This window comes from Sutcliffiella deserti (assembly GCF_020037475.1).
In the GTDB taxonomy this organism is placed as follows: Bacteria; Bacillota; Bacilli; order Bacillales; family Bacillaceae_I; genus Sutcliffiella_A; species Sutcliffiella_A deserti.
The window spans coordinates 68,668-91,435 of record NZ_JAIQDB010000009.1; the positions used below are offsets into that span (position 1 = coordinate 68,668).

The 22,768-nt window shown below is 38.4% G+C and carries 26 protein-coding genes and 1 other annotated feature; of the genes, 3 read left to right on the forward strand and 23 right to left on the reverse strand.

All coding sequences use genetic code 11. The annotated features are described in order from the left end of the window. Window positions 1-56: 56 nt before the first annotated feature. Together K9B36_RS14025 and K9B36_RS14030 are read left to right on the forward strand one after the other, a co-directional pair. A complete protein-coding gene (locus tag K9B36_RS14025; protein WP_223702895.1) occupies window positions 57-1,190 on the forward strand; it encodes an IscS subfamily cysteine desulfurase in 1,134 nt (377 codons plus the stop codon). A 10-nt stretch (window positions 1,191-1,200) separates the two neighbouring features. Continuing rightward, window positions 1,201-1,743 (forward strand): transcription repressor NadR, encoded by a 543-nt coding sequence (locus K9B36_RS14030; RefSeq protein WP_223702952.1) that lies wholly within the window; start codon window positions 1,201-1,203, stop codon window positions 1,741-1,743. Window positions 1,744-1,904: 161 nt separating this feature from the next. Here the strand turns inward: K9B36_RS14030 and pheA are convergent, their stop codons facing one another. From pheA to K9B36_RS14115, 17 genes are all read right to left on the reverse strand, one after another. Next, window positions 1,905-2,774: a prephenate dehydratase gene (gene pheA / locus K9B36_RS14035; protein WP_223702897.1), complete on the reverse strand. Its 870-nt coding sequence runs from the start codon at window positions 2,772-2,774 to the stop codon at window positions 1,905-1,907. Window positions 2,775-2,819: 45 nt separating this feature from the next. Continuing rightward, window positions 2,820-3,263, reverse strand: a complete 444-nt coding sequence (locus tag K9B36_RS14040; protein ID WP_223702899.1) for an ACT domain-containing protein — start codon at window positions 3,261-3,263, stop codon at window positions 2,820-2,822. Between the two features lie 158 nt (window positions 3,264-3,421). Beyond that, a complete protein-coding gene (gene obgE, locus K9B36_RS14045; RefSeq protein ID WP_223702901.1) occupies window positions 3,422-4,705 on the reverse strand; it encodes a GTPase ObgE in 1,284 nt (427 codons plus the stop codon). 225 nt (window positions 4,706-4,930) lie between these two features. After that, complete coding sequence (locus K9B36_RS14050) at window positions 4,931-5,470, reverse strand: Spo0B C-terminal domain-containing protein (protein WP_223702903.1); 540 nt, start codon at window positions 5,468-5,470, stop codon at window positions 4,931-4,933. A gap of 216 nt (window positions 5,471-5,686) precedes the next feature. Beyond that, complete coding sequence (gene rpmA, locus K9B36_RS14055) at window positions 5,687-5,977, reverse strand: 50S ribosomal protein L27 (protein ID WP_223702904.1); 291 nt, start codon at window positions 5,975-5,977, stop codon at window positions 5,687-5,689. Between the two features lie 14 nt (window positions 5,978-5,991). Next, complete coding sequence (locus K9B36_RS14060; RefSeq protein ID WP_223702905.1) at window positions 5,992-6,318, reverse strand: ribosomal-processing cysteine protease Prp; 327 nt, start codon at window positions 6,316-6,318, stop codon at window positions 5,992-5,994. Window positions 6,319-6,330: 12 nt separating this feature from the next. Continuing rightward, window positions 6,331-6,639 (reverse strand): 50S ribosomal protein L21, encoded by a 309-nt coding sequence (gene rplU, locus K9B36_RS14065; protein ID WP_223702906.1) that lies wholly within the window; start codon window positions 6,637-6,639, stop codon window positions 6,331-6,333. 15 nt (window positions 6,640-6,654) lie between these two features. Continuing rightward, window positions 6,655-6,742, reverse strand: a sequence feature (ribosomal protein L21 leader region). Between the two features lie 47 nt (window positions 6,743-6,789). Next, window positions 6,790-8,247: an Rne/Rng family ribonuclease gene (locus K9B36_RS14070; protein WP_223702907.1), complete on the reverse strand. Its 1,458-nt coding sequence runs from the start codon at window positions 8,245-8,247 to the stop codon at window positions 6,790-6,792. A 25-nt stretch (window positions 8,248-8,272) separates the two neighbouring features. Then, the gene (locus K9B36_RS14075) at window positions 8,273-9,142 is read right to left on the reverse strand and encodes a M50 family metallopeptidase (protein WP_317889879.1); all 870 of its coding nucleotides are present in this window, start codon (window positions 9,140-9,142) and stop codon (window positions 8,273-8,275) included. Further along, window positions 9,135-9,908, reverse strand: a complete 774-nt coding sequence (locus K9B36_RS14080) for a M23 family metallopeptidase (protein ID WP_223702908.1) — start codon at window positions 9,906-9,908, stop codon at window positions 9,135-9,137. Before K9B36_RS14080 ends, K9B36_RS14075 begins: the two co-directional genes overlap by 8 nt. Window positions 9,909-10,105: 197 nt before the next feature. After that, the gene (locus K9B36_RS14085) at window positions 10,106-10,453 is read right to left on the reverse strand and encodes a DUF4260 domain-containing protein (protein WP_223702909.1); all 348 of its coding nucleotides are present in this window, start codon (window positions 10,451-10,453) and stop codon (window positions 10,106-10,108) included. A gap of 478 nt (window positions 10,454-10,931) precedes the next feature. Then, on the reverse strand, window positions 10,932-11,102 hold the full coding sequence (locus K9B36_RS14090) for a hypothetical protein (RefSeq protein ID WP_223702910.1): 171 nt from the start codon (window positions 11,100-11,102) through the stop codon (window positions 10,932-10,934). Window positions 11,103-11,511: 409 nt separating this feature from the next. Further along, window positions 11,512-12,057: a signal peptidase I gene (lepB, locus tag K9B36_RS14095; protein ID WP_223702911.1), complete on the reverse strand. Its 546-nt coding sequence runs from the start codon at window positions 12,055-12,057 to the stop codon at window positions 11,512-11,514. 126 nt (window positions 12,058-12,183) lie between these two features. Next, the gene (locus K9B36_RS14100; RefSeq protein ID WP_223702912.1) at window positions 12,184-12,708 is read right to left on the reverse strand and encodes an AAA family ATPase; all 525 of its coding nucleotides are present in this window, start codon (window positions 12,706-12,708) and stop codon (window positions 12,184-12,186) included. 567 nt (window positions 12,709-13,275) lie between these two features. Next, on the reverse strand, window positions 13,276-13,746 hold the full coding sequence (locus K9B36_RS14105) for a DUF5662 family protein (protein WP_223702913.1): 471 nt from the start codon (window positions 13,744-13,746) through the stop codon (window positions 13,276-13,278). Between the two features lie 593 nt (window positions 13,747-14,339). Continuing rightward, complete coding sequence (locus K9B36_RS14110; RefSeq protein WP_223702914.1) at window positions 14,340-15,209, reverse strand: type II secretion system protein; 870 nt, start codon at window positions 15,207-15,209, stop codon at window positions 14,340-14,342. A gap of 33 nt (window positions 15,210-15,242) precedes the next feature. Next, window positions 15,243-15,743, reverse strand: coding sequence for a type IV pilus modification PilV family protein (locus tag K9B36_RS14115; RefSeq protein ID WP_223702915.1), 501 nt, complete (start codon window positions 15,741-15,743; stop codon window positions 15,243-15,245). 46 nt (window positions 15,744-15,789) lie between these two features. Here K9B36_RS14115 and K9B36_RS14120 point away from each other — a divergent pair, with 46 nt between their 5' ends. Continuing rightward, window positions 15,790-17,199: a PulJ/GspJ family protein gene (locus tag K9B36_RS14120; RefSeq protein WP_223702916.1), complete on the forward strand. Its 1,410-nt coding sequence runs from the start codon at window positions 15,790-15,792 to the stop codon at window positions 17,197-17,199. 46 nt (window positions 17,200-17,245) lie between these two features. Here K9B36_RS14120 and K9B36_RS14125 read toward each other — a convergent pair whose 3' ends face one another. The 6 genes from K9B36_RS14125 to K9B36_RS14150 form a co-directional block, all read right to left on the reverse strand. Then, on the reverse strand, window positions 17,246-18,223 hold the full coding sequence (locus K9B36_RS14125; protein WP_223702918.1) for a glycerophosphodiester phosphodiesterase family protein: 978 nt from the start codon (window positions 18,221-18,223) through the stop codon (window positions 17,246-17,248). A gap of 363 nt (window positions 18,224-18,586) precedes the next feature. After that, the gene (minD, locus tag K9B36_RS14130) at window positions 18,587-19,384 is read right to left on the reverse strand and encodes a septum site-determining protein MinD (protein WP_223702920.1); all 798 of its coding nucleotides are present in this window, start codon (window positions 19,382-19,384) and stop codon (window positions 18,587-18,589) included. 3 nt (window positions 19,385-19,387) lie between these two features. Beyond that, window positions 19,388-20,107 carry a septum site-determining protein MinC gene (minC, locus tag K9B36_RS14135; protein WP_263399384.1) on the reverse strand — a complete coding sequence of 240 codons (720 nt, stop codon included), beginning with the start codon at window positions 20,105-20,107 and terminating at the stop codon, window positions 19,388-19,390. Between the two features lie 94 nt (window positions 20,108-20,201). Then, window positions 20,202-20,723 (reverse strand): rod shape-determining protein MreD, encoded by a 522-nt coding sequence (gene mreD / locus K9B36_RS14140; protein WP_223702922.1) that lies wholly within the window; start codon window positions 20,721-20,723, stop codon window positions 20,202-20,204. Further along, window positions 20,720-21,607 (reverse strand): rod shape-determining protein MreC, encoded by an 888-nt coding sequence (mreC, locus tag K9B36_RS14145; protein ID WP_223702923.1) that lies wholly within the window; start codon window positions 21,605-21,607, stop codon window positions 20,720-20,722. Before mreC ends, mreD begins: the two co-directional genes overlap by 4 nt. Before the next feature lie 17 nt (window positions 21,608-21,624). After that, window positions 21,625-22,641, reverse strand: a complete 1,017-nt coding sequence (locus K9B36_RS14150) for a rod shape-determining protein (RefSeq protein WP_223702924.1) — start codon at window positions 22,639-22,641, stop codon at window positions 21,625-21,627. Window positions 22,642-22,768: the final 127 nt, after the last annotated feature.

A 22,768-nucleotide genomic window follows, 5' to 3' on the forward strand; every position in this document is an offset into this window, starting at 1 on the left:
GTGGAAACTAGAATACCAGATTCCGTTTGTTTGCCTAATTTGAAAGGAGTACATCGATGATTTATTTAGACTATGCTGCAACCACTCCCATTCGCACAGAAGCGCTGGAAGTGTATCAACAAGTATCACAGCACTATTATGGAAATAGTAGCAGCTTACATGACGTTGGTACATCCTCCCAGCAGTTGCTTGAAACGTGCCGTGCTGAACTGGCTAAATTGATACATGGCAAAAAGGAAGGAATCTATTTTACGAGCGGAGGTAGTGAATCTAACTATTTAGCAATTCGCTCTCTTCTAAAAGGCAACGAAAAAAAAGGAAAGCATATTATTACAACCAAAACAGAGCATAGTTCCATTTATCAGCTTTGTATTGCATTAGAAAAGGAAGGATACAATGTCACTTTTCTTGATGTCGACCATAACGGAATTATTTCCATTCAGCAATTAGTGGAGAATATTTCGAGTGATACCTGTCTAGTTTCCATTCATCATGCGAACTCGGAAACAGGAATAATTCAGCCTCTTGAGGCAATCGGAAAGATCTTGCATGAAAAGAAAATTCTCTTTCATAGTGATTGTGTCCAAACTTTTGGTAAACTACCTATAGACGTGGAAAAGCTGCACTTATCCAGCTTATCCATTTCGGCCCATAAAATATATGGTCCAAAGGGAGTAGGAGCTTTGTATATTAATCCAGCCGTCTCTTGGCAGTCTCTCTATCCAGGTACAAGCCATGAACGAGGCTTGCGACCTGGTACGGTAAATGTACCCGGAATCGCCTCTTTCGTTACCGCTGCACAACTACTTGAGAAATCAAGAGAAACCAATAAAGAAAAAGATAGAAAGCTTCGACAATATTTTATTGAACAGGTAAAAAAGCGCTGGCTTCCCATTGTGATAGAGGCAGAAAATGCTTCATGCTTGCCGACTATACTCGGGCTTCGCATAGTCGGAATGGAAGGGCAGCATGTGATGTTGGAATGCAACCGTAAACAGATCGCCATCTCCACCGGCAGTGCTTGTCAAGTTGGTTCTCAAGCCCCTTCTAGAACGATGATTGCTACAGGAAAATCCTCGGATGAAGCAAGAGAATTCATACGATTATCCTTTGGCAAGGATACTACAATGGAACATATTGACGCCGTGGTAGATGCGATAGGAGACATTTTAGAAGAAATGAATGGGTAAAAAAGGAGCGATAACGATGAGTCAAGAGAAAAAGATTCTTGGAGCAGAAAGAAGAGATCTCCTTTTACACTGGCTGCAGTCAGAAAATAAACCTCTCACTGGCGGCGAGCTTGCTAACCGGACAAATGTGAGCAGACAAGTGATTGTACAGGACATTTCATTATTAAAAGCTAAAAACGAGCCGATCCTTGCAACAAGTCAAGGTTATGTTTATTTAAAACCTCAAGGAGAGCAAATTAAGAAAGAACGCATCATTGTATCTTATCATGCACCACACCAGACGAAAGAGGAGCTCTATATCCTTGTGGACCACGGCGTAACCGTTAAGGATGTCAAAATTGAACACCCCGTTTACGGAGATCTGAATGCATCCGTAATGGTAAGCACCAGAAAAGAAGTGGACGATTTCATCAAAAAAATACAACAAACCAAAGCATCCTACCTATCCCAGCTAACAGACGGAACCCACCTCCACACCATAGAAGCAGACACAGAAGAAAAACTCGACACCGCCTGCACCGCACTAAAACAAGCTGGGATGTTAATAGATTAAAAAAAGGGGCCTGGCCCCTTTTTACATTTATTAGAAAAGAGGGTCTGGCACCTTTTTACTTATCTTTACAAAAGGGGTCTGGCCCTTTTTTACTTATTTTAACAAAAGTGGTCTGGCACCTTTTTACATATTTTAGTAGAAGGGGCCAGACCCCTCCTTACTCATTTTAACAAATAACTCGTGTAGCTTCCTAAGGTTTTGACGGAGCAGCCGAGGGCTTCGATTTCTTTGATTGCGCCTGGGAGGAGTATGTCGTCGTTGGGTTGGTTGATGTCAATAATGAAAAAGTAGTTACCCAGACCCGTTTTCATTGGGCGCGATTCGATTTTAGAAAGGTTCAATTTTCGCCAGGCAAAGGCAGACAGAACCTGATGCAGTGCACCAGATTGGTCTGATGGCAGCATTACCATTATTGTTGTCTTTTCATTCACCACTTTAAGGTTGTTGGATTCTTTAAGATTAGCCATCTCTTCCGCTCGATGGAGCACGATGAATTTTGTGTGATTGTTCTCGTAATCATGAATATTTTCCGCTAGGACTGATAGGTTGTACTCTTTTGCCGCTAAACTATTGGCGATACATGCCGTTCCTTTAGAAAGCCTGTGCTCTGAAATTAATTTAGCTGCTGCTGCAGTGGAAGAAGTTGTTTCGTATACTGCATTAGGATACACTTTATGGAGAAATTTATGGCACTGTGCGATGGCGTGAGAATGAGAATAGATTACTTCAATCGCCTCTGCTTTTCTCAGTTGCTCTGGGTGCACAAGTAAATGTTGACTTATTGGTACAATTAACTCCGCTACAATAGGAAGTGGGCATTCGTGAACTAAATAATCTAACGTTACATTAACCGAGCCCTCAATCGCATTTTCCAAAGGAACAACCGCATAGTCCACTTGTCCGCTGGAAACCGCATCCATACAAGCTGGAATGGTAGCATATGCCTTTTTCATGCTATGCGGGAACAAACTAGTTACTGCTAAATCTGTAAAAGTTGCTTTTGGTCCTAAATATCCCACTATTTGATTCACTAGTTCCTCTCCCCTAACTGTTCCTATAGAAAAGCCGGTACCTCTTTAGGCACCGGTTCCCAATATCTCTACTTTATCTACAAATTCTAATCGCTTTAACATGGAAAGTAAAGCATGAATATCCCCTTTTAAACCTGACATATCAAGGGATAGTGTGACATTTGCTTTACCTTGCAAAGGGATCGTCTGGTGTATAGTAAGAACGTTACATCCTGCAGAAGCGACGGTTGCAAGCAACTCAGATAAGGCTCCTGTTTGGTCTTCTAAGTGAAAAAATAATGAGATAATCTGTTCTTTCACCATAGTATGAAAAGGAAAGACAGTATCCCGGTATTTATAAAAAGCACTTCGGCTTAAATCCACTTGCTGCACAGCCTGGGCAATGGAATCTGCTTTTCCCCTTGCGAGCATTTCCTTTACATCTAGCGCCTTTTTCATCGCTTCTGGCAGTACATCCTCACGCACTAAAAAGAACTTTTCCTCTCGCATGTAACCTCTCTCCTTGTTCTCACCGATTTTTCCTATGTAACAATAGTACATAGTATTTTTACGGATTGTTACCATTCTACTTCTGCAAAAACCACAAAGTATGTAAAATCATTTAAAGAAAAGAGGGGAATAGTTCTCCCCTCTTTCAGTCTTCCTGCCTATTCAACAAATTCAAACTCATATTCCTGTAGACGAACAAGGTCGCCATCTTTGGCACCCCGCTGTCTTAAGGCCTCATCTACACCCATTCCACGAAGTTGGCGAGCAAAACGTTTAATTGACTCTTCATGGTTGAAGTTGGTCATAACGAATAGCTTTTCAATATCTTCTCCTGAAAGGACAAAGGCACCATCTGGATCTCTAGTAACTGTAAAGCCTCTATCTTCTTTTTCATGCTTGTATACGACACGCTGTTCAATTGCTTCTTCCTCATATAATGGGAATTCTGGCGCATGCTCCAGCTCATCAGCGATAGCGTATAACAGGTCTCGAGTTCCTTTACGAGTTAGTGCAGAAATCGCGAACACTTTTATATCATCGCCGAGTTGCTCTTTAAACATCGCAAGATTCTCTTCCGAATCAGGCATATCCATTTTATTTGCAACAACAAGCTGCGGACGCTCTGTTAAACGAAGATTATATTCCTTTAGTTCCTCGTTAATCGTCACATAATCATCGTACGGGTTGCGCCCTTCTAAACCACCCATATCGATTACATGAACGATAACTCTTGTACGCTCAATATGTCGCAGAAATTGATGACCAAGCCCAACTCCTTGATGAGCACCTTCTATTAACCCAGGAAGATCCGCCATAACAAAGCTACGTCCATCTTCCGTTTCTACCACACCCAGATTTGGAACAATGGTTGTAAAGTGGTACTCCGCTATTTTAGGTCTAGCCGCAGATACCACAGAAAGAATGGTGGACTTCCCTACACTAGGAAAACCTACTAACCCTACATCCGCTAATACTTTTAATTCTAAAACTACATAGCGCTCTTGACCCGGCTCCCCATTTTCCGAAACCTCTGGAGCTGGATTCCTTGGTGTAGCGAACCTTGAGTTACCGCGGCCCCCTCTACCACCCTTAGCGACTGCATATTGCTGTCCATGCTGTGTAAGATCTGCAAGAACCTCTTTTGTATCATCATCCATCACAACCGTACCTGGTGGCACTTTAACAATCATGCTCTCGGAATTTCTACCATGCTGATTTTTTGACATTCCATGTTCTCCACGAGGGGCTTTAAAATGACGCTTATAACGGAAGTCCATAAGCGTACGTAATCCTTCTTCTACTTCAAGGATTACATCCGCACCTTTTCCGCCATCTCCACCAGCCGGCCCGCCATTAGGAACATATTTTTCACGACGGAAAGCTACCATTCCATTTCCACCGTCTCCAGCTTTCACATATATCTTGACCTGATCGACAAACATTGCTTTCACTCCGATCTCTAGATGCAAAATCTACTTAAGAATTGCACCCTGACTCTATTATTAACGCTCTTATCGTAAAGATTGCTGCTAAAAGAAAACCCGTAAATCAATAATATAAAGTCACGACAACGGGTTAAAGTAACAAACACAGAAGCAACAATCCTTGCAAAACGGCGATTTATTAAAACTTAGGTTGGTTGTACAAATTTAACTTTATTCTTAGCATTAATCAGCAGAAAAAATAAATTGAATTTCCCAGCTGTTAGAAGTAACATCGCTACTTGCGAGCACCAACGGAAGATGTTCTTCTTCTAGAAGTTTAGACACTTTATCTTTCTCTTCTATTATTCCACTTAATTCAAAAAAGAAACGGACTTCCTTGTCCTCAATTTGCATACTTAAAAACAAATGATTTTCGGCCTTTCTATTTACCATGGTGCTAAATAATGTAAACAAAGAGGAAATCCATTCATATAAATGTTGGTCATATCTGGATAAATCCAGTAAACGTTCTCCGATCACTTCATATTCAAAAGAGAATACTCTTGGTTCCCAATGAAAAGTAATAAGAAATTCTGCAAGCAAAGGTGCCTGCAAATTAGTTAAATTGGACTCATGATTCGCTTCCAACACAATTTCATCTATCAAATTATTTACCCGGTCCCAGCGCTCCAAAGAAATATTGCCTTTAATCAACTGCAGTCGATTTAACCAATCATGCCTTGAATGCCGTAAAACCTCTAACGCGCCTCTTTTTTTCATCATTTTTGAACTCCTAATAAAAATTCCATTTCCTTCTTATATGTATAAGATTATAACATATTTTCCCTTTGAGGGTCAGACCCCGACAGGAATTTATCAAAAGATGTCGAATATTATATAGTTTGGCCATTGTTGTAAATGATGAGTGAGGGATGGGTATGTTCATTAAAGCTAATAAAAAAACTCTAACCTAAAGGCAGGCTAGAGTTTTTTCTGATATTATGCTTCTTGAGCAACAGGATATACGCTAACTTGTTTGCGGTCACGGCCTAAACGCTCGAAACGAACGATTCCCTCAACCTTCGCGAATAACGTATCGTCTCCTCCACGTCCAACGTTTGCTCCAGGGTAAATTTTAGTACCGCGTTGACGGTATAAAATTGAACCACCAGAAACTAGTTGACCGTCTGCACGCTTAGCGCCTAGACGCTTTGATTGTGAGTCACGACCGTTTTTAGTACTACCTACTCCCTTTTTGGAAGCAAAGAACTGAAGATCTAATCTTAACATTTGTATTCCACCTCCTACTTAGAAATGGTTATATAATTTCCATAATCACGTTCAATCGTCTCTAAAGATACGACCATACCTTCCAGCAACAATTGGATTTTTTCTTTTGTTGATTCCTCCAGATCTGAGGGAATCGAACAGCGAAGAAAACCATCTTCCCCCTGCTCAATATCAGGTGTAACAGATAAAAGCGCTATAATGGCATTTACTGTACCAAATGATACAGCTGAAACACCAGCACACACGATATCTGCGCCCTTCTTGGCAAAGTTAGCATGTCCGGAAATGGCAAACGATTCGATTAACTGTTGATCGTTTCGTTTTAAAGTAACTTTAATCATCCAATCACCTTATTATGCGTTGATTGCATCAACAGTAACTTTAGTGTAAGGTTGACGATGACCTTGTTTTTTACGGTAGTTTTTCTTAGCTTTGTATTTGAATACAGTAAGCTTTTTCGCACGGCCTTGTTTTTCAACTTTCGCCGTAACAGAAGCACCTTCTACTAGTGGGCTACCAACTTTAACGTCGTCGCCACCAACGAAAAGAACTTTGTCAAATGTAACAGTGTCACCTTCAACAGCATCTAACTTTTCGATGTAGATTACTTGACCAGCTTCTACCTTAATTTGTTTTCCACCTGTTTCAATAATTGCGTACATACTCTTGCACCTCCTCAATAGACTCAGACTCGCCAGTGTCAGGTATATGTAACGAAAACGCCCATATTTGATAGGAACCTGGACTGTGCGGTTGTAGCACGGGTGCTACAAACTAACAAAGAACATCTTAGCATAGTTGAAAGCCTTCTGTCAATAAGGTTCTCGCGTTTTTAACTTTGCTTCTGCTTCTAATTTCGAACCAGCAAAGAGGATCGAATACCCTGGCTTTCCAGTTGCTTGGACAAAAAAGAGTTCGACCCCAGACCTCTCCGATAAATCAGGCAGGAACATTACCCTCTCCCTCACATCCGCTGTTATCTCCACTACAACTGCCTCAATGTCCGAACGTTTGAATTCAAGAAGTTCTCTTTCCAGCCTATAGGCAATTGTTTCACTAGAAAAGACCGTTCCCTTCCCAAGGCAATGATCACAATTTTGTAAAAGAAATCTAGTTAAAGGTTCGCGAATTTTCTTTCGAGTCAACTGAAGCAAATGAAGCTCTGTAAAGCCAAGCACACGGACCACCGAACGATCCTTTTTCACTTCCGCTTTTACCTCTTTTAAAACCTGTTCTTGTTCTTCCGTACTCTCCATATCAATAAAGTCTACAATGATGATTCCACCGATTTCACGCAGCCTAAGCTGTCTGGCAACTTCCTTTGCCGCTTCCATATTCGTTTTCAGCACCGTTTCACGAAAACCAGTTTTCCCTACAAACTTTCCAGTATTAACATCGATAACTGTCATCGCTTCTGTATGTTCAATAATGATATATCCTCCACTTTGGAGCCATACAATTCGCTTTAACGCCTTTTCTAACTCCTGTTCAATGCCTCTTCTTGCAAATATGCCTTCTTTTCCATCGTAAAAACGAACTGGATATTCCTGTTTCTTCAGAATCTGGTAGGTCGATGCATCATCAACTTCCATCAACTTTATCTCTGCTTTTGGAATTTCCCTAAGCAACCTTGACAAGAAATGATCCTCCTGATGAAGTAGTGCGGGAGCTGTAAGGGCAGCGTTTTTTTCTTGAACCTCCAAATATTGACGTTGAAGTTCCATTAACTCTTCTTCCACCACTTTTACCTGTACATGTTCACTTGCTGTTCTTAAAATGACTCCCTCTTCCTCTGTACACCAGCTATAAAGGTGATCACGCCATAGAGTTCGTTTTTCTTCTGACATCTTTTTGGAAATAGCTTTAAACTTCCCAAAAGGCTGATAAACAATATGTAGACCGGGAAATTCAATAAGACCGGTTAACTTCGGTCCTTTTGCACCTTCCCCCTCTTTTACCACTTGAACAAGGATCGCTTCTCCTTGATGAACAAAATGGCTAATACCCTGTTTTTCTTTCTCTTTTTTAGACAAAGGAGATTGCTGGTACGAACACAAATAGTCGCGGTGAAGATAGCCTGGTTGCTTTTGACCGAAATCTACAAATGCAGCTTGCATCCCAGGTAGCACCTTCACTACACGACCTTTATAAATATTTCCTTCTATATGGTGAGTAGTTGGCCGTTCAATCAACAGCTCCACTACTTTATCGTTTTCTTTCACTGCAACTCGTTTTTCTGTTGCCCGCATGTTCATAATAAACTCTGTCAATTGGAGTAGCCTCGACTTTCCATTTTTAGTATGAATACAGGATATCTCCAATATCAATTGTCGTCAACTTCTCCTTAAAATAAGCATGCAATAATTCATTTTCATCTAAAGGAGATTGCTTTTTATCCCCTTTCATGATGATAATATTATGCTTACTATCCCGCTTGAATCGTTGCAAGACATGATGTATCTTTTCCTTTTCATCTACAACTATGGGCGTAATATTCGAAAAAGAAGAGGATTTGCCATAATACCTTTCCAATAAAAAGCGCATGAACACAAAATGCCGCTGCTTCCATTCTGTATAAAGAGAGTAAAATAGGAAGATAGAGATAATCCACATATTCAAATGGAGAGGATCGATCCACAAATAAACGAGAAAAAATAAAGACAAAAAGAAAAAAGAGCACTGTAACATACGCTCATGCGATGTAGCATAAGGAGTAAATTTACTAAACAAGATACTCATCAGCCTTCCGCCATCCAATGGCCAGATAGGAAGCAGGTTCACAAGGAAAATCATCAGGTTGAAAGTGAAAAAAAGCTCCCACGTAGCCAGGGAAAAGACGGACATTTTATAAAGAAGAAAGCCAGCACCTGTAAGCCACACATGCTGCAAGGGACCAGCAAGCGTCACCACCAATTCTTCTTTTAGCGGACGATTTCCATGCTCCTCCATTTCAGCAACCCCTCCAAAAGGAAGAATCAGTATCTGTTTAATCCGCCACGAATAGAAAGTAGCTGCTATACTATGCCCCAGTTCATGGACAAGTACAATGACAAAAAGGATTAAAAGCTCCCAAAAGTCAGCGGTTAAAATGGCAAGTCCAATCATAATCCAGAAGATTGGGTGTATATGGATTTTTTGAAGTAGCCTAAACCACTTATTATTCAAATGAGATCACCTGCATAGGGTCAATAAATTCATTTCCCTTTTTAATGGCAAAATAGAACAATCCTTTGGAGCCATCTTCAAGTGTCGTTGTTCTGCCTATTTCTTTCCCTGTCGCGATGAAGTCATACAGTTTAACGTCTACCTCCCCAAGCTGTCCGTACCATGTTTCCGTTTCATCTGCATGTTGAATGATCACCGTTTTTCCAGTCTCCGGCTTATTGCCAACAAACATCACCCACCCTTCGTTCATCGCTTCTACCTTAGAGTGTGCCAACGTTTCGACCATCACACCTTGCCCGTTGCTTTCAAAGCTCTCAAACACCACACCTGAAGCCGGCATAGCATACTCTGCATTCATACGCTCCTGCTCCTTATCATCCGGTAAAGGAAGCAGTGCCAATGACTTACCGAACTGATCTTCATACCAAGTAGAAAATGCCGCAAATTGAAAACTTTGCCCCATTGTATTGGAAACGAACTCCCTCGGCTTCTCTAATGCTGCTGATTGACTTTGAAACATAATTCCAACTACCAGCACCAAAATAGCAGAGGCCAAAATTTTAAACAAGAACAACTCTTTATTAAATAAAGGGTGCTCTTTGTTCCCGTCAGGTCCACTCTCATAAGATGAGTAGCCAGAGTTTCCGTACTTTTCCTCATCTTTCATCACATATGAGGACACTTGTTTATGTTTCGTCAGCTGCGTTTGTCTAGCCCGCTTGCGCTTTGCCGCTCTTCTTCTAATTTCATCCAACCGATCGTTCATACAAACACCCTTCCCCCTAACATGTTTGTACCATTTTATGACTTGTCCTTTAAGGTTATGACGATCAGTCCATGAATGAGCAAATTTAATAGAGGATTATGAACGTTAAAGAAATAAAAATTACCTTAATATCAAAAAAACACTTACCTTGTTACGGATAAGTGGCCATAAATATAAGAGGATTTTAATGAGGGTGTCTATACTTTTTGTAGATGAGTATCTTTGAAATTAGTCTGATACTTTAATCCGTAACCTAAAGTTCGATCCATACCAATATGTGCTACCCAAGTGATACTTAATGCCAGCAGTAAATTGTATTCGATAATCATACTAAAAATGATTAAAAGTATTGGTAGTATATATGAGTGAAAAATATTATAAATGCTTGATCCAACTTTATTATTAACTACATAGCCAAGCATTGACAGATCTGGTACGAATAAAAATAGGAAAAACACCCACCAACTTACTCCTACTTGATTATAGAAGTAAAGTGAAGCAATAAACACAACCAACCCTTCAATATGTAATAACTGTTTGTTCAATATTTAGTCCTCCTACCTTTTTTACATCTTTGTCATTTCTCCATGTGTGGTATTTTTAACTATCTTTTTTCTATTTTGCGTAATCGGATATTTTTTGAGTTTAACATTATGCGCTTCCTCCCTTTTACATCTAATATTTTATACGGTGTTAGTTTAGAAAAGTTACCTTTAGTAAACTGATCACAGTGTTAATACACGGCTACACAAATTCACCTACATTCGATAGGATGGACCCAGCGATTGCTGCACCTTTTACGATAATCAAAAGCTATTCACATAGCATTCAACTAAACGCCGCAAAACCTTAGAGTTTTTTCAATCGTGGTTGAAGTGATTAACAAGACAAGGCGGATTACAAATCCAACCAATAACATTCTATTTCTAAAGTCTTATAAACTATAAGTTTATTTAAATTGTTTTGCGAGAAGAGCGCCCTAATTATTTCTGGAGAGAACTACAATTATATAAGCAGGTTTTGTTAAGTTGAATTATGTTTTTTTCTTGTTTTTGAAATAAGACCAGCAATTACAAAAAAGCCAAGTCCTATAATCTTCATAATTATATGTCCTGTATTACCCTTGCCATAATAGGTTAATGATAATAAAAAAGCGCCAAATAAAATCAAAAGTACAGCAAAAAACCATCTCAAACAATAAAAACCTCCCAAATTATCCGTGAAGTAACTTGCAATAAAATTAAACTTACTTTTATTATTTTCAGAGAGCCACTTGCCCACTCTATACCTGATAACTGATAATCAAGTTCCCTAAATTCATCCAAAGCTATTTTCCTTTTTGAAAATTAGGCTCTGTTAAAGTTGTATGTTGATAAAGCTATTGCTATTCTAGCGATAATTGGAGCAAAAGGCGGAGACTCCAACGGGAAATAGTGGTAGGCTGGAGACCCCGCAGGCGCAGCCGAGGAGGCTATATCACCGCCCCGTGGAACGCGTAGCCTTTTGTAGAAATCAACAGCGGCATTTAACACAGCCAAAACTTAAAATAGAAATTATTACTATGTTCAACTTAAGCGCCAATGTCTTAGCTCTACGGTTTTATTTACTTGCCTATAATCTCCATTTCATTTAATGGCCAATACACCATATTAGTTGTTCCCACTATGTTATCAATGGGAATTGCACCTATATGTCTACTGTCCTCACTATATCTCCTATTGTCTCCCAAGACGAATATATGTCCCTCTGGAACAGTTTCACTCTTTACAGGAGTATCGAATAATGTAAATGATTCAGTTAAGGGCGCATCTATTAGAGTAGCTTTATGATTATCAAGGTAGGGTTCATCGTATGATATACCATTTATATATAAAGTATCATTCTTATATTCAATATGGTCACCAGGTAACCCGATTACTCTCTTTATATAGTCCTTCTTATCAGGAGCATGAAACACAACAATATCAAATCTTTGCGGCTCGCCAATTTTCACGACTATCATTCGTTCTTTATCTTGAAGAGTCGAATTCATTGACGCCCCATCAACAATGATAGGTGAAAGTAAAAATGTTCTTACAATAAACGCTAATACAATAGCTATTAAGAAAGCCTTCCCCCATCCCCATATTTCCTCTTGTTTAATGATCATTTCTTTCATCCTCTCTAAAAGTGAAAGTGACAATACCTATCTTCAAATTGCCCAATTCTTCAGTAAGTTGCTGCTATCTTGTACAGAAACTGCGCAATAGTGAAGGGTATAAAAAGTGTTAGGGTATTAAACTGTGTTTGCAATGAACTCTAGCTCGGCTACAACTTCATCGAGCGGCTTTCTGGTATCAATCTCTGCAGTAGCCCCAGCACGTAGTAGAGGTTCGACAGTGGAGACATATTGCCTTATTTGTTCGCGTTCGCTGTCAGTCTTACCATAGGTGTTTGTCTCACGGGAGGAAACACGTTCAAGGATAACGTCAAGTGGCGCACTAAGCAACACGACTGCATCGAACCGAGGATAGAACTTCCCCTGATTTGAAACGCACCCCGAGACAAATAAAGCACCTTCAGCATGTTCAGTAAGGAGCTTGTCTATCCGATTCTCATTCCACACCCACTCTGAACCATCCCCATTTGGGAGTTCCAATTCCTCATTCCAACCGCCGTAGTCTGTATCCACCACCCTATAACCTCTGCGCGCAAGTTTCATCAGAGCTGTTGATTTACCTGTACCCGACATCCCCGTTACCAGAACGATTACCTTCTTTGTGTGCTCTTCTATTAATTGTAAGCCTGGAGTGTTTCTCATTCTTTTACTCCTTTTAGTCATATCATTCAAATCAGTTAAAATAATTCTAATAATTTATTTAGTTCTCATAGTTTACTAAAGAAATTTCCCTAAAAGAAAAGCGCCCACTCTGACTTACTCATAATATAGTGATTACATAGTTCACTTTTTAAAGTCAATTGACTCAGGTAACTAAATCCACATTCAAGAAAATTACTTATATATAACTTAAAAATTCAAGAAAGGGTATCTAATATCCTTTTTCCTAAAAATATTGCCCTCTTCATATTGCATTTTTTATATAATTCCTCCTGCTTTTATTACCAATAACTTCACAATCTATTTGCACGATTTTATTTAAATCTTCCAGCTGTGCTATAACTACATCATTCATTACATATCCACCTGTTTTATTGCCGTGGCTATTTAACAAATGAGCATTTATTATGTAATTCTCCTTTTTACCACTGAATTATTACCTAAAACTGTAGTCATGCGGATTAGTGGGCATAAAAGAGATAATTTTATAAATCAGAGAGAACTAGATAACAACTTAAACACTTACATCGAATGTCTTTTCTTTTCTAATTAATTCGATTTTTGGACATCAGATTCTCTTTTATTTCTTAAAATTATCTCAAGTTCTTTCTTCGTATCTGGATGGAGTACCATCTTGTCTGTAATATCCAAATTAGAATTTTTAACCTTTTTTCCCCATCTTCTCGAAAAAGAACGCCAATCACAGACCATTTCCATGAGATATTTTCTAGGCATAGGCAAAGAGTGCTTAGTATTTGCATTAACAACCCAATACTCCCAATGGTGCTTATTTTTATGTTGATGGTGAAGCCAAGCATATTGCCATTTTAATTCATCACCATCATTTTTATCTCCAGTGTAAAAAAATTTCTTTGCATAAGGAAAAAACTCTTTGGGAGAAAACTTTGACCAATCATGAATAATTCCTTGTATATATAATCCTTCATTCCAACACTCAACAAGAACGTTCAGTTTATGGTTAAGGATATACAGGAAATATCGCCAACACGCCTTTATCATATAATATTCCTCTTCCTATTCGATAATTGTGAGATTCATATTCTCTGTTGGTTTATTTCAAAATAAAAAAACAACCAAAGTAACAGCCTGCTCAACAACTCTTGCACTCGAATAGTTGAAATGGTTGAATTTTATTGGAGATGTAACTTAAGCTAGATATTGTTAACTAATATAACTCCACAATAAGAATCTAGGCGCTTTTAGCATGCTAACAATACAATTGCCCCTAGGGGTAAAGTTAAGGCTACTATTGAGGAATATGCTACCTGGCCATAATTAGCGGAAAAATAAGCTTCCGTGTGTTGTATCCATTGTACCCCCTTTTTTTCTATATTTTGTTTAAGAGTAACATTATTTGTCGTTACTGCCTCCTCTTAATTTAAAGAAAACTGCCCTATTGTTATACTAATTACAACTAAGTCTTTATTTAATTGAGATTCAAATCGTAGTGCTAAATCATCTCAAAATTAAATAGAAACATTTAATTTTACAAAAAATAAAGCAGGACTAATCCATTTGCGAATTATCCTGCTATTTTCAATGCTATTTGTAGTTTTCCATCACTAAACGGAACCCCTTATTCATAAAACCTATTACTTTTTATATTCCTGACCATTTATTTTAATACTGCCATTCCCTTTCCTTGATGGCTGTCTTACGAACACCCCATCACCTTGGATATCAATCTTCCCATTTCCTTTTACTGTGACATTATTTTGGAACTGGGCGCTACCTTCAATATTCAAATATCCACTTGGAGAACCTGTAATATCAATTTTGCCTCCAAACACTATAGACCCATATACTTCCACTTTAGCTTGTCCTGATAATTTAAGATCTTCTGGTATAACAAAAGCACCTCTAAGGATACAATGATCCTTTCCTGACATTTTAATCGTTCCATTTTTAGTATAAGCCTTTAAGCAATTCAGTCCTTCAGAAGGTTCTGCAGGTTCTACTGGTCCTGGGTCGGATGGTTCTTCCTCAGAAGGAGGTGGTTGATTTTCGATCTCATCTCCTATTTGCTTAAATTTTAAATAATATTCTTCTTTTTCTTCTAAAATTGAGCCGTTAACGATAGCCCTGCTTACATATTCTATAATTATATTCTCCCCATCTTGATAAATAGATTCGTAGCCGACTTGGAACTGCTGATTGCCTTTTTCTGAGGATAAAGTAATCGGTTTCGAGTCATTTATAGGGGTCAGAGTATTTTTTATTTCGTCTAGAGTATAGTTTGTTTCTAAACCTATCTCAGCTATTTCCTCCGAGACCTGATTACGGAAAAAATTCTTCCCCATGTCCGTTAAGTTCTCTAATTGAACTTGTTCCTCCGTCTTATCATTCTGCAAGGAACTGCTCAGCACATTATTCATAAGCGGCGGGGTGATAAAACCAATTACCACGATAATTAGTAGCACCGCAAGTAAAGTGTATCCACTTTCATTTTTCATTACCTTCATTTTAGTCCCTCCGCCTACTCTATTTTTCTCATATCATCGTAAATTAAGATATTGATAGGTTTCATAAATCATTCTTTCGCCATCACGTTCCCCGAATTTTTGAAATATTTTTATTTGAGTCCGGTATAAAGATAATTTTTTCTCTTCTTCCGTTTGGCATATGGTAACATAGGAGTAGTAAGACTTGTTATTGATTATGTAAATTAACCGATCTGGGTCATTGGGGTCACTTTTTAATTCCTCTTCGTCTGCAATAGCATTACCTATAGATAATGGATTGTTTTCACAGGAATAAGTGTTAGTTGATTCACTTAATAGTTCTATTATACTACTTTTTTCTACATTATACAGAATTCTTTCTGCAATATTAACTCCAATTAAATTATCTTCTTCTCTTACAGAAAAAAACATTGCTTGAGAGAAAAAGCTTAAAAATGATAAAATAATAACACTTAGTATGACGATGGATACTAGAACCTCTAACAAAGAAAATCCTCTGTCATCACTTACTTTGCAATTTTCCACTGTATTCACCCTACAATTCTGCTAATATATTTTATTTAAAGTTGGTGATGGTTTTATGATTAGGCATATTAATAATCAACGGGGATTTACACTTTTGGAGCTTCTAGCAACAATAGTAATAGGATCCATTGTTCTAGGAGTCATTTCAACTGTCATGATTACGACGTTTAAACAGAGTGATCATGTACAAAATCATACTGCTCTTACACAAGAGGCTAATATAATTATTACCAAAATGCGACAGATACATCAAGAAAATTCTTACACTCTTTGTTATGGAGAGGATAAAAAACTGCATCTAGACTCATCTGAGTCCGCTAGTATTGCACAATCATCCTATATTTTTGAAGATGTAATAATTGATAATCTTGATGGTCGTAAAATAAATTCAATAGGTCAATGCATCGATAAAGTAGACCCTTATTCTCCGCTTTTAATACAATTCAATCTTATAGACGGAAAAGAAAATAATCTTAATATGAATACGGTCATCCAAAGATTAAAACCACTAAGTCAACTAACTCCTCCACCAGTGGAAGAACCTTCCGAAGATGATTTTGAGGACATTATTGATGATGATCCGAGCAAATATGAGGACTTAACTGATGGTTGTATCTTTCAAGGTAATAAGAAAGCAAGAAATCATACAACCTTTGCACCAACCTGGGGAACAAATTGTCCAGAAACGATTATACAGAACGGCAGCTTATTATTGATGAATGGTGCCGGCATCTTTTCGGATGTACATGTTGATTATAACCTATATAATAAGGGAATGACGACCCTATTAAATAATGGTACGCTTACTGTTTTAGAGAATACCAGATTCGATAAGGATGTTACCTTACAATCCTCTACCTCTTTCTCAACAGGAAATATTCTTTATTCTTTAGGTAACTTTACGATGCAAACATCCTCCCAAGCGGACATTGGGGGAAGTGCCAAGTTTGATAAGGCATTAGCGTTACAATCTAATGCTAACTTATCGGTGGATAGGAACCTTTTTGTATTAGGTCCTTTTCGAATGGATAGTCTTTCGGATGGAGCTGTTGAAGGTAATACGACGATAAGTGGATTAGAGATGTTTTCTCAATCGAATTTTGATATAAAAGGCGATTTAATTAGTGACAAGGCAGTGACATTAGAGAATAACACTACCCTCCATATTGGAAAAGTCGCAAACATTACTGGTGATCTTCACCTAAAAGGTAATAGTGAAATGCTTGTTGGTGGTGACTTTATTTTAAATGGTCCCCTCTACATTCAGCAAGGAACCATCCTAAATATTAAAGGGAACGCAAAGTTTACATCTTCTATCAAGTTTGACGGAAATAACAAAGGAAAAATTTGTGTGGAAGGGTCTGTAACCTTCGATATTCCACTAGAGTCCGGAAAGCTTGTAACTGATATATCATCCTGTGAAAGACAGCCTGAAGGAACCATTTATGTTCTAAATAAAAATTAAAAGTAAAAGCTGCATTCTAAGTATTGCTGAATGCAGCTTTTTTTCACTATTTCATAAAAATTGGTCCAATCTCTTCTATTCGATTTGTCCATATCCAACCGGAAAACTTCTCCGGAATACGCTCTAGATCTTCAACCTTATCAAAACCTTCCGACCAGCCTCCATCTCCTGCTACAACAATCACTCTAGTATCCGCCTTTTTCATCCGTTCATGAAATTTTCCCGACCAGCCCCATAACCATTTCCCGATTTTTTCAGGAATATGCAGTTGACCATTGGCACATGATTCTGGAACATATCCAGTCCATCCGATAGCAAAGTATGGAATCAGACAACTTTTCATCGTAGCTTTTGACATAACGCGAAGCTCAGGCAGTTCCTCTTTTAAGGCAGCTATTGAAAGGTCCCCTCCATAAACGCTAAGTTTTGACATATTACCTACTGTATAATCCGTTAAGTACTCTGCTAGTAATATTCCTTCCTCCGGGTCGTCACTTTTTATATGAATCAATAACTCTTTATCAGGAAACTGCTGTAGCACTTCCCCTAATGTAGGCATGAGGCCTTTTCCTTTTCCCCGCAAAGGATAGGTCACACCATTATCAGAGGTATAACCGTACCCAACATCTAATGCCTTCAAGTCCTCCATTGAATGCTCTCTTGTTTCCCCATTTCCCTCTGTCCGACATTCCAACGTCCAGTCATGAAACACGGCAAATTCACCATCTGTTGTTGGATGAATATCCAGTTCCACCACATCCGCACCTGACTCAAATGCCGCCATCATGGAGGGGATTGTATTTTCGATATACGAATGCACAGGTTCATCAATTCTCTCTGCTGTACATGTATCACTTTGAATGTTTTCCATGGAAAAGGTCTGATGTACTCCACGATGCGCAAGCAAGGACGGAGAATCCAATTCCTCTTTTGAAAACAAAGACGTATTAGTTAGAAAGAATATCAAAAATAAAAAGAATAGAGCCATCCATATTTTTTTAATCACACTTTTTCTATTTTTCATCTAAAAGACCCTTCTTTTTAAAATGCTATTTTCGCATTGATTGTTGCTTTTGCGTAATTTAGTACCACTTGTTACAATCTTTGCTGTCGTGCTCTTTTCCTTTTGTATTAAGAAATTACTCTTTATTTTGAGTGAATCGGACAGTAAAAAATCCAATTGCCGATTTTTTACGGGCTTATAGCTACAATCTTTAAGAAAAGAGCCTTAAAAAAAATATACCGCCCTTTATATAAAAGGCGGCATTTACATTTACCGTACACCAAAAAATTTCTTAATCTTAAAAATCATGNTATAGCTACAATCTTTAAGAAAAGAGCCTTAAAAAAAATATACCGCCCTTTATATAAAAGGCGGCATTTACATTTACCGTACACCAAAAAATTTCTTAATCTTAAAAATCATGCTTTTATTCTCGTCTTCCAACGATTGTAATGGCACAGATTCACCGAGGATACGGCGGGAGATATTACGGTAGGCGATAGATGCCTTACTCGTAGGGTCCATAACAATCGGCTCTCCACTGTTAGAGGCGCGAATAACACTATCATCATCTGCCACTATCCCGATAATGTCGATTGCTAGAATAGAAACGATTTCATCCACGTCAAGCATTTCCCCATTTTTCACCATATGGTTACGAATACGGTTGACTACCAATCTAGGTGGCTCGATATCTTCTTTTTCCAAAAGGCCGATAATTCTGTCTGCGTCTCGGACAGAAGATATTTCAGGTGTCGTTACAACAATAGCTCTATCTGCACCTGCAATGGCATTTTGAAAGCCTTGCTCAATACCTGCCGGACAATCAATAATAATATAATCATAGTCCTGCTTTAATTCAGTTATAAGCTTTTTCATTTGTTCTGGCTTTACAGCTGTTTTATCACTTGTTTGTGCAGCTGGAAGGAGCTTTAAGCATTCAAAGCGTTTATCATTAATTAAGGCTTGATGTGTTTTGCAACGTCCTTCAATAACGTCAACTAGATCATATATGATGCGGTTTTCAAGTCCCATCACAACATCCAGATTTCTGAGTCCTATATCTGTATCTACTAAACATACACGTTTACCTGCTAAGGCAAGAGCGGTCCCTATATTTGCAGAAGTTGTCGTTTTGCCGACTCCACCTTTACCAGACGTAATTACGATAGCCTCTCCCACTTCTTACATTCTCCTTTCAAGCCTTGTTAACATCGGTCTTAATTGTGAAAGCAATTGTAAGCGATCTATAACAATTCGCTCTTGATCATCTATATAGGCGCATTCCATTTCATTGCTTCCTTCAGTTTGCTCACTAAAATCCGGTGAACGATTAAGCGTTTCATTGATCGATAGCAAGGTTGGTTTCAGCAGACTAGCAGCAATAACCGATTGATTGTTTCCTGCCAAGCCTGCATAAGCATTCCCTCTTAATGCACCGAGAATAAAGATATTTCCCCCGGCTTTTACCGTGCCACCAGGATTCACATCTCCGATTAAAAGAAGATCTCCATTAACTTCAAGGACTTGTCCCGAGCGAATCATTTTTGCTACTGGGACAATTTCATTTTCTTCTTTCCATTGTATGGCCTGTTCTTTTGTCATCACATTACTTTCAATTTCTTCGACAATAAAATTCTTTTTACTGCGAATAACATTGCGTAATTTTTCTTGTTGTTTATTCGTTAAATAACGATTCCCCACCTTTAATCGTACACCTAATAAAGGTGAATCATCAGGATTACTATTCGACGTTAATTTCGTTTCTATTTCAGCTAATAGCTCTTTAAACGAGCATGTATCATCGAGATGCAGAGTTAGGCCCTCTTTCGTGCCCTTAATGGTTACATACTGTTGTTTTTGTCTATTCACGACGTTCACCTCAACAAGTATATAATTCGACATAGGCCTTCTATTTCCTTTTTCCTATGACTATAAATATTAAAAAAAATTACTAGAGTTATATGTATAAAAAAGCTGAGTATATAAAACAGCTTTTTTACAAATCATCCTTTTGTTCGATCGCTAATTGCTCCATGAACAACCTTAACGGATAAATAAAGATTATCGCAATAATACCATTATAACCTAGTGTAGGTAACAAACGAGAGGATAAAAACTCTTGTTGCATCATATTGGTTGAACCAATTAGAAAATGTATACCATAAACAAGGTATTCAACAATGGCAATCGCCAGAAGAATCATAAAATAAGCGATAAAAATGTTTGCCTGCAGTACTTTCATTATCTTGGAAACAAAGTAAGCGGCTATCGGATATGCAAATAGATAAACACCTAATATATCCGTATAGACAACATCATAAAGGAAGCCAAAGAACATCCCGAATATCATCCCAATATACGGTCCAGTATAAATCGCACACAAGATCACAGTAATCAGAACATACCTTGGAACAATAATCCACTCATCATGAATGCTTCCAATATTAAAAATATCAATGCTAATACTTTCCAAAACAAACAAGCAAAGAATTAGGGCTGGTAAGACGTATTTTCTCACTCAGAATCCCCCTCTTCACTTGCTTCTTCCTCAGGTACATTTTCTTCGGATATTAACGTGCGTTTTACGATCATAACCTGGCTTATATTATAGAAGCTTGCAGCAGGCTTAACATAGGCCATTTGCGTTAGGCCATATTCATCCGGAACAACTTCCATCACTTCACCGATAATAAGACCTTCGGGAAATACCCCACCAAGGCCAGAGGATAATACTGTTTGCCCTTCTTGCACCTCTGCCTGATGCGGGATCCGTTTTAACAATAGCGCCCCTTGCTCGTCGTCATATCCTTCTATTAGACCAAAGATGCTTTCCTCTCCTTGGATATAAGCAGATATTCTGTTTTTGGGATCTAGAGAACTCAGCAACTGCACCGTAGAGGTAAAAGGATTGGCATGTTTTACTTTTCCTATTAATCCACCTGCTGTTACCACTGCCATGTCTTTTTCAACACCATCTTGTTTGCCTTTATTAACAATAATCTGCTCGCGCCATTGATCTGGATTTCTTCCGATTACGGTTGCAGTTTGCGGCTCATAATCTCTTAAGGAGTCGAGCTCACCAATCACTTCTCGAATTTCTTCATTTTCTTGCTCAAGCTTGTAAACTTTTGTTTCCAATTTAGCATATTCTTCTAGTCTAGCACGTAAAAGTTTATTCTCTTCGTAAGTATTTTTTAAGTGGTCTACATTCTCAAAAAAGCCACCAACAAAGTGAGCCGGTCGATAAAAGATGGATTGTACAAAGCCTGTAGAGTCTTTTATAAACTGTTCAGGCCATGTTAATTCATCCCGTTCTTTTAAAGAGAAGCCAATCAATGCCACTAGAAAAATTAAGCTCACCAACAAAATAATTAACCTTTTATTGAGGAAAAATTGTGGCATGACTTAACACCTACTTTTTAGCGATAATCTCTTGATTTCTTTTTAAATTCATCGATATAATCTAAAGCTTTCCCAGTTCCGATGGCAACACAATCCAACGGGTTTTCGGCAATAATTACCGGCATTTTTGTTTCTTCGCTAATCACTTTATCAAGGTTGCGCAATAACGCGCCTCCACCAGTCAGCACAATTCCACGGTCCATAATATCCGAAGCCAGCTCAGGTGGTGTACGCTCTAAAGTGGCTTTAACTGCATCAACAATTGCAGTAACCGTGTCCTTTAATGCTTCTCCAACTTCTTTAGCAGAAATTTCCACTGTCTTAGGAAGGCCAGTTAATAAATCGCGTCCGCGAATATCCATTGGTTCGATTCCCTCAGGATCTCCTGCTGAACCAACTTCAAGCTTTAATGCTTCTGCTGTTCTTTCCCCAATCATCAGATTATAATGCTTACGGATGTATGCAATAATGGCATCATCCATTTCATCACCAGCTACACGAATAGATTGGCTCGTTACGATTCCTCCAAGAGAAATAATAGCAACCTCCGTTGTTCCGCCTCCTATATCCACAACCATCGATCCCGTTGGCTCCCATACAGGTAAATTCGCTCCAATTGCTGCTGCAAAAGGCTCCTCAATTGGGTAGGCATCTCGTGCACCTGCTTGGCGTGTCGCATCAATTACAGCTCTTTCTTCTACAGCTGTAATACCAGAAGGAACACATACCATCACATAAGGCTTTCTCGAAAATGCATTTTTATTACGCAAAGCTTGTTTAATGTAGTATTTCATCATTACCGCGGTTGTTTCATAGTCAGCAATTACGCCATCCTTCATCGGACGTAATGCAACTACATTTCCCGGGGTACGACCAATCATATTTTTCGCATCGTTACCTACAGCAACAATTTGCTTTGTATCTGTTTGAAGTGCTACAACCGATGGTTCACGCACTACAATACCTTTTCCTTTAATAAAAACTAGTGTATTGGCTGTTCCCAAGTCAATACCAAGATCTCTCGTTCCAAACATATTTGTGTATCTCCCTTTCTGAACCTATTACTTGGTGTAAAAATGATAAAAGCGGACAGCAAAATGTCCTCTGATTATTTCAACAACATGTGTATTTAGTAGTTTTAAAATGAGCAGTATTTCTGGG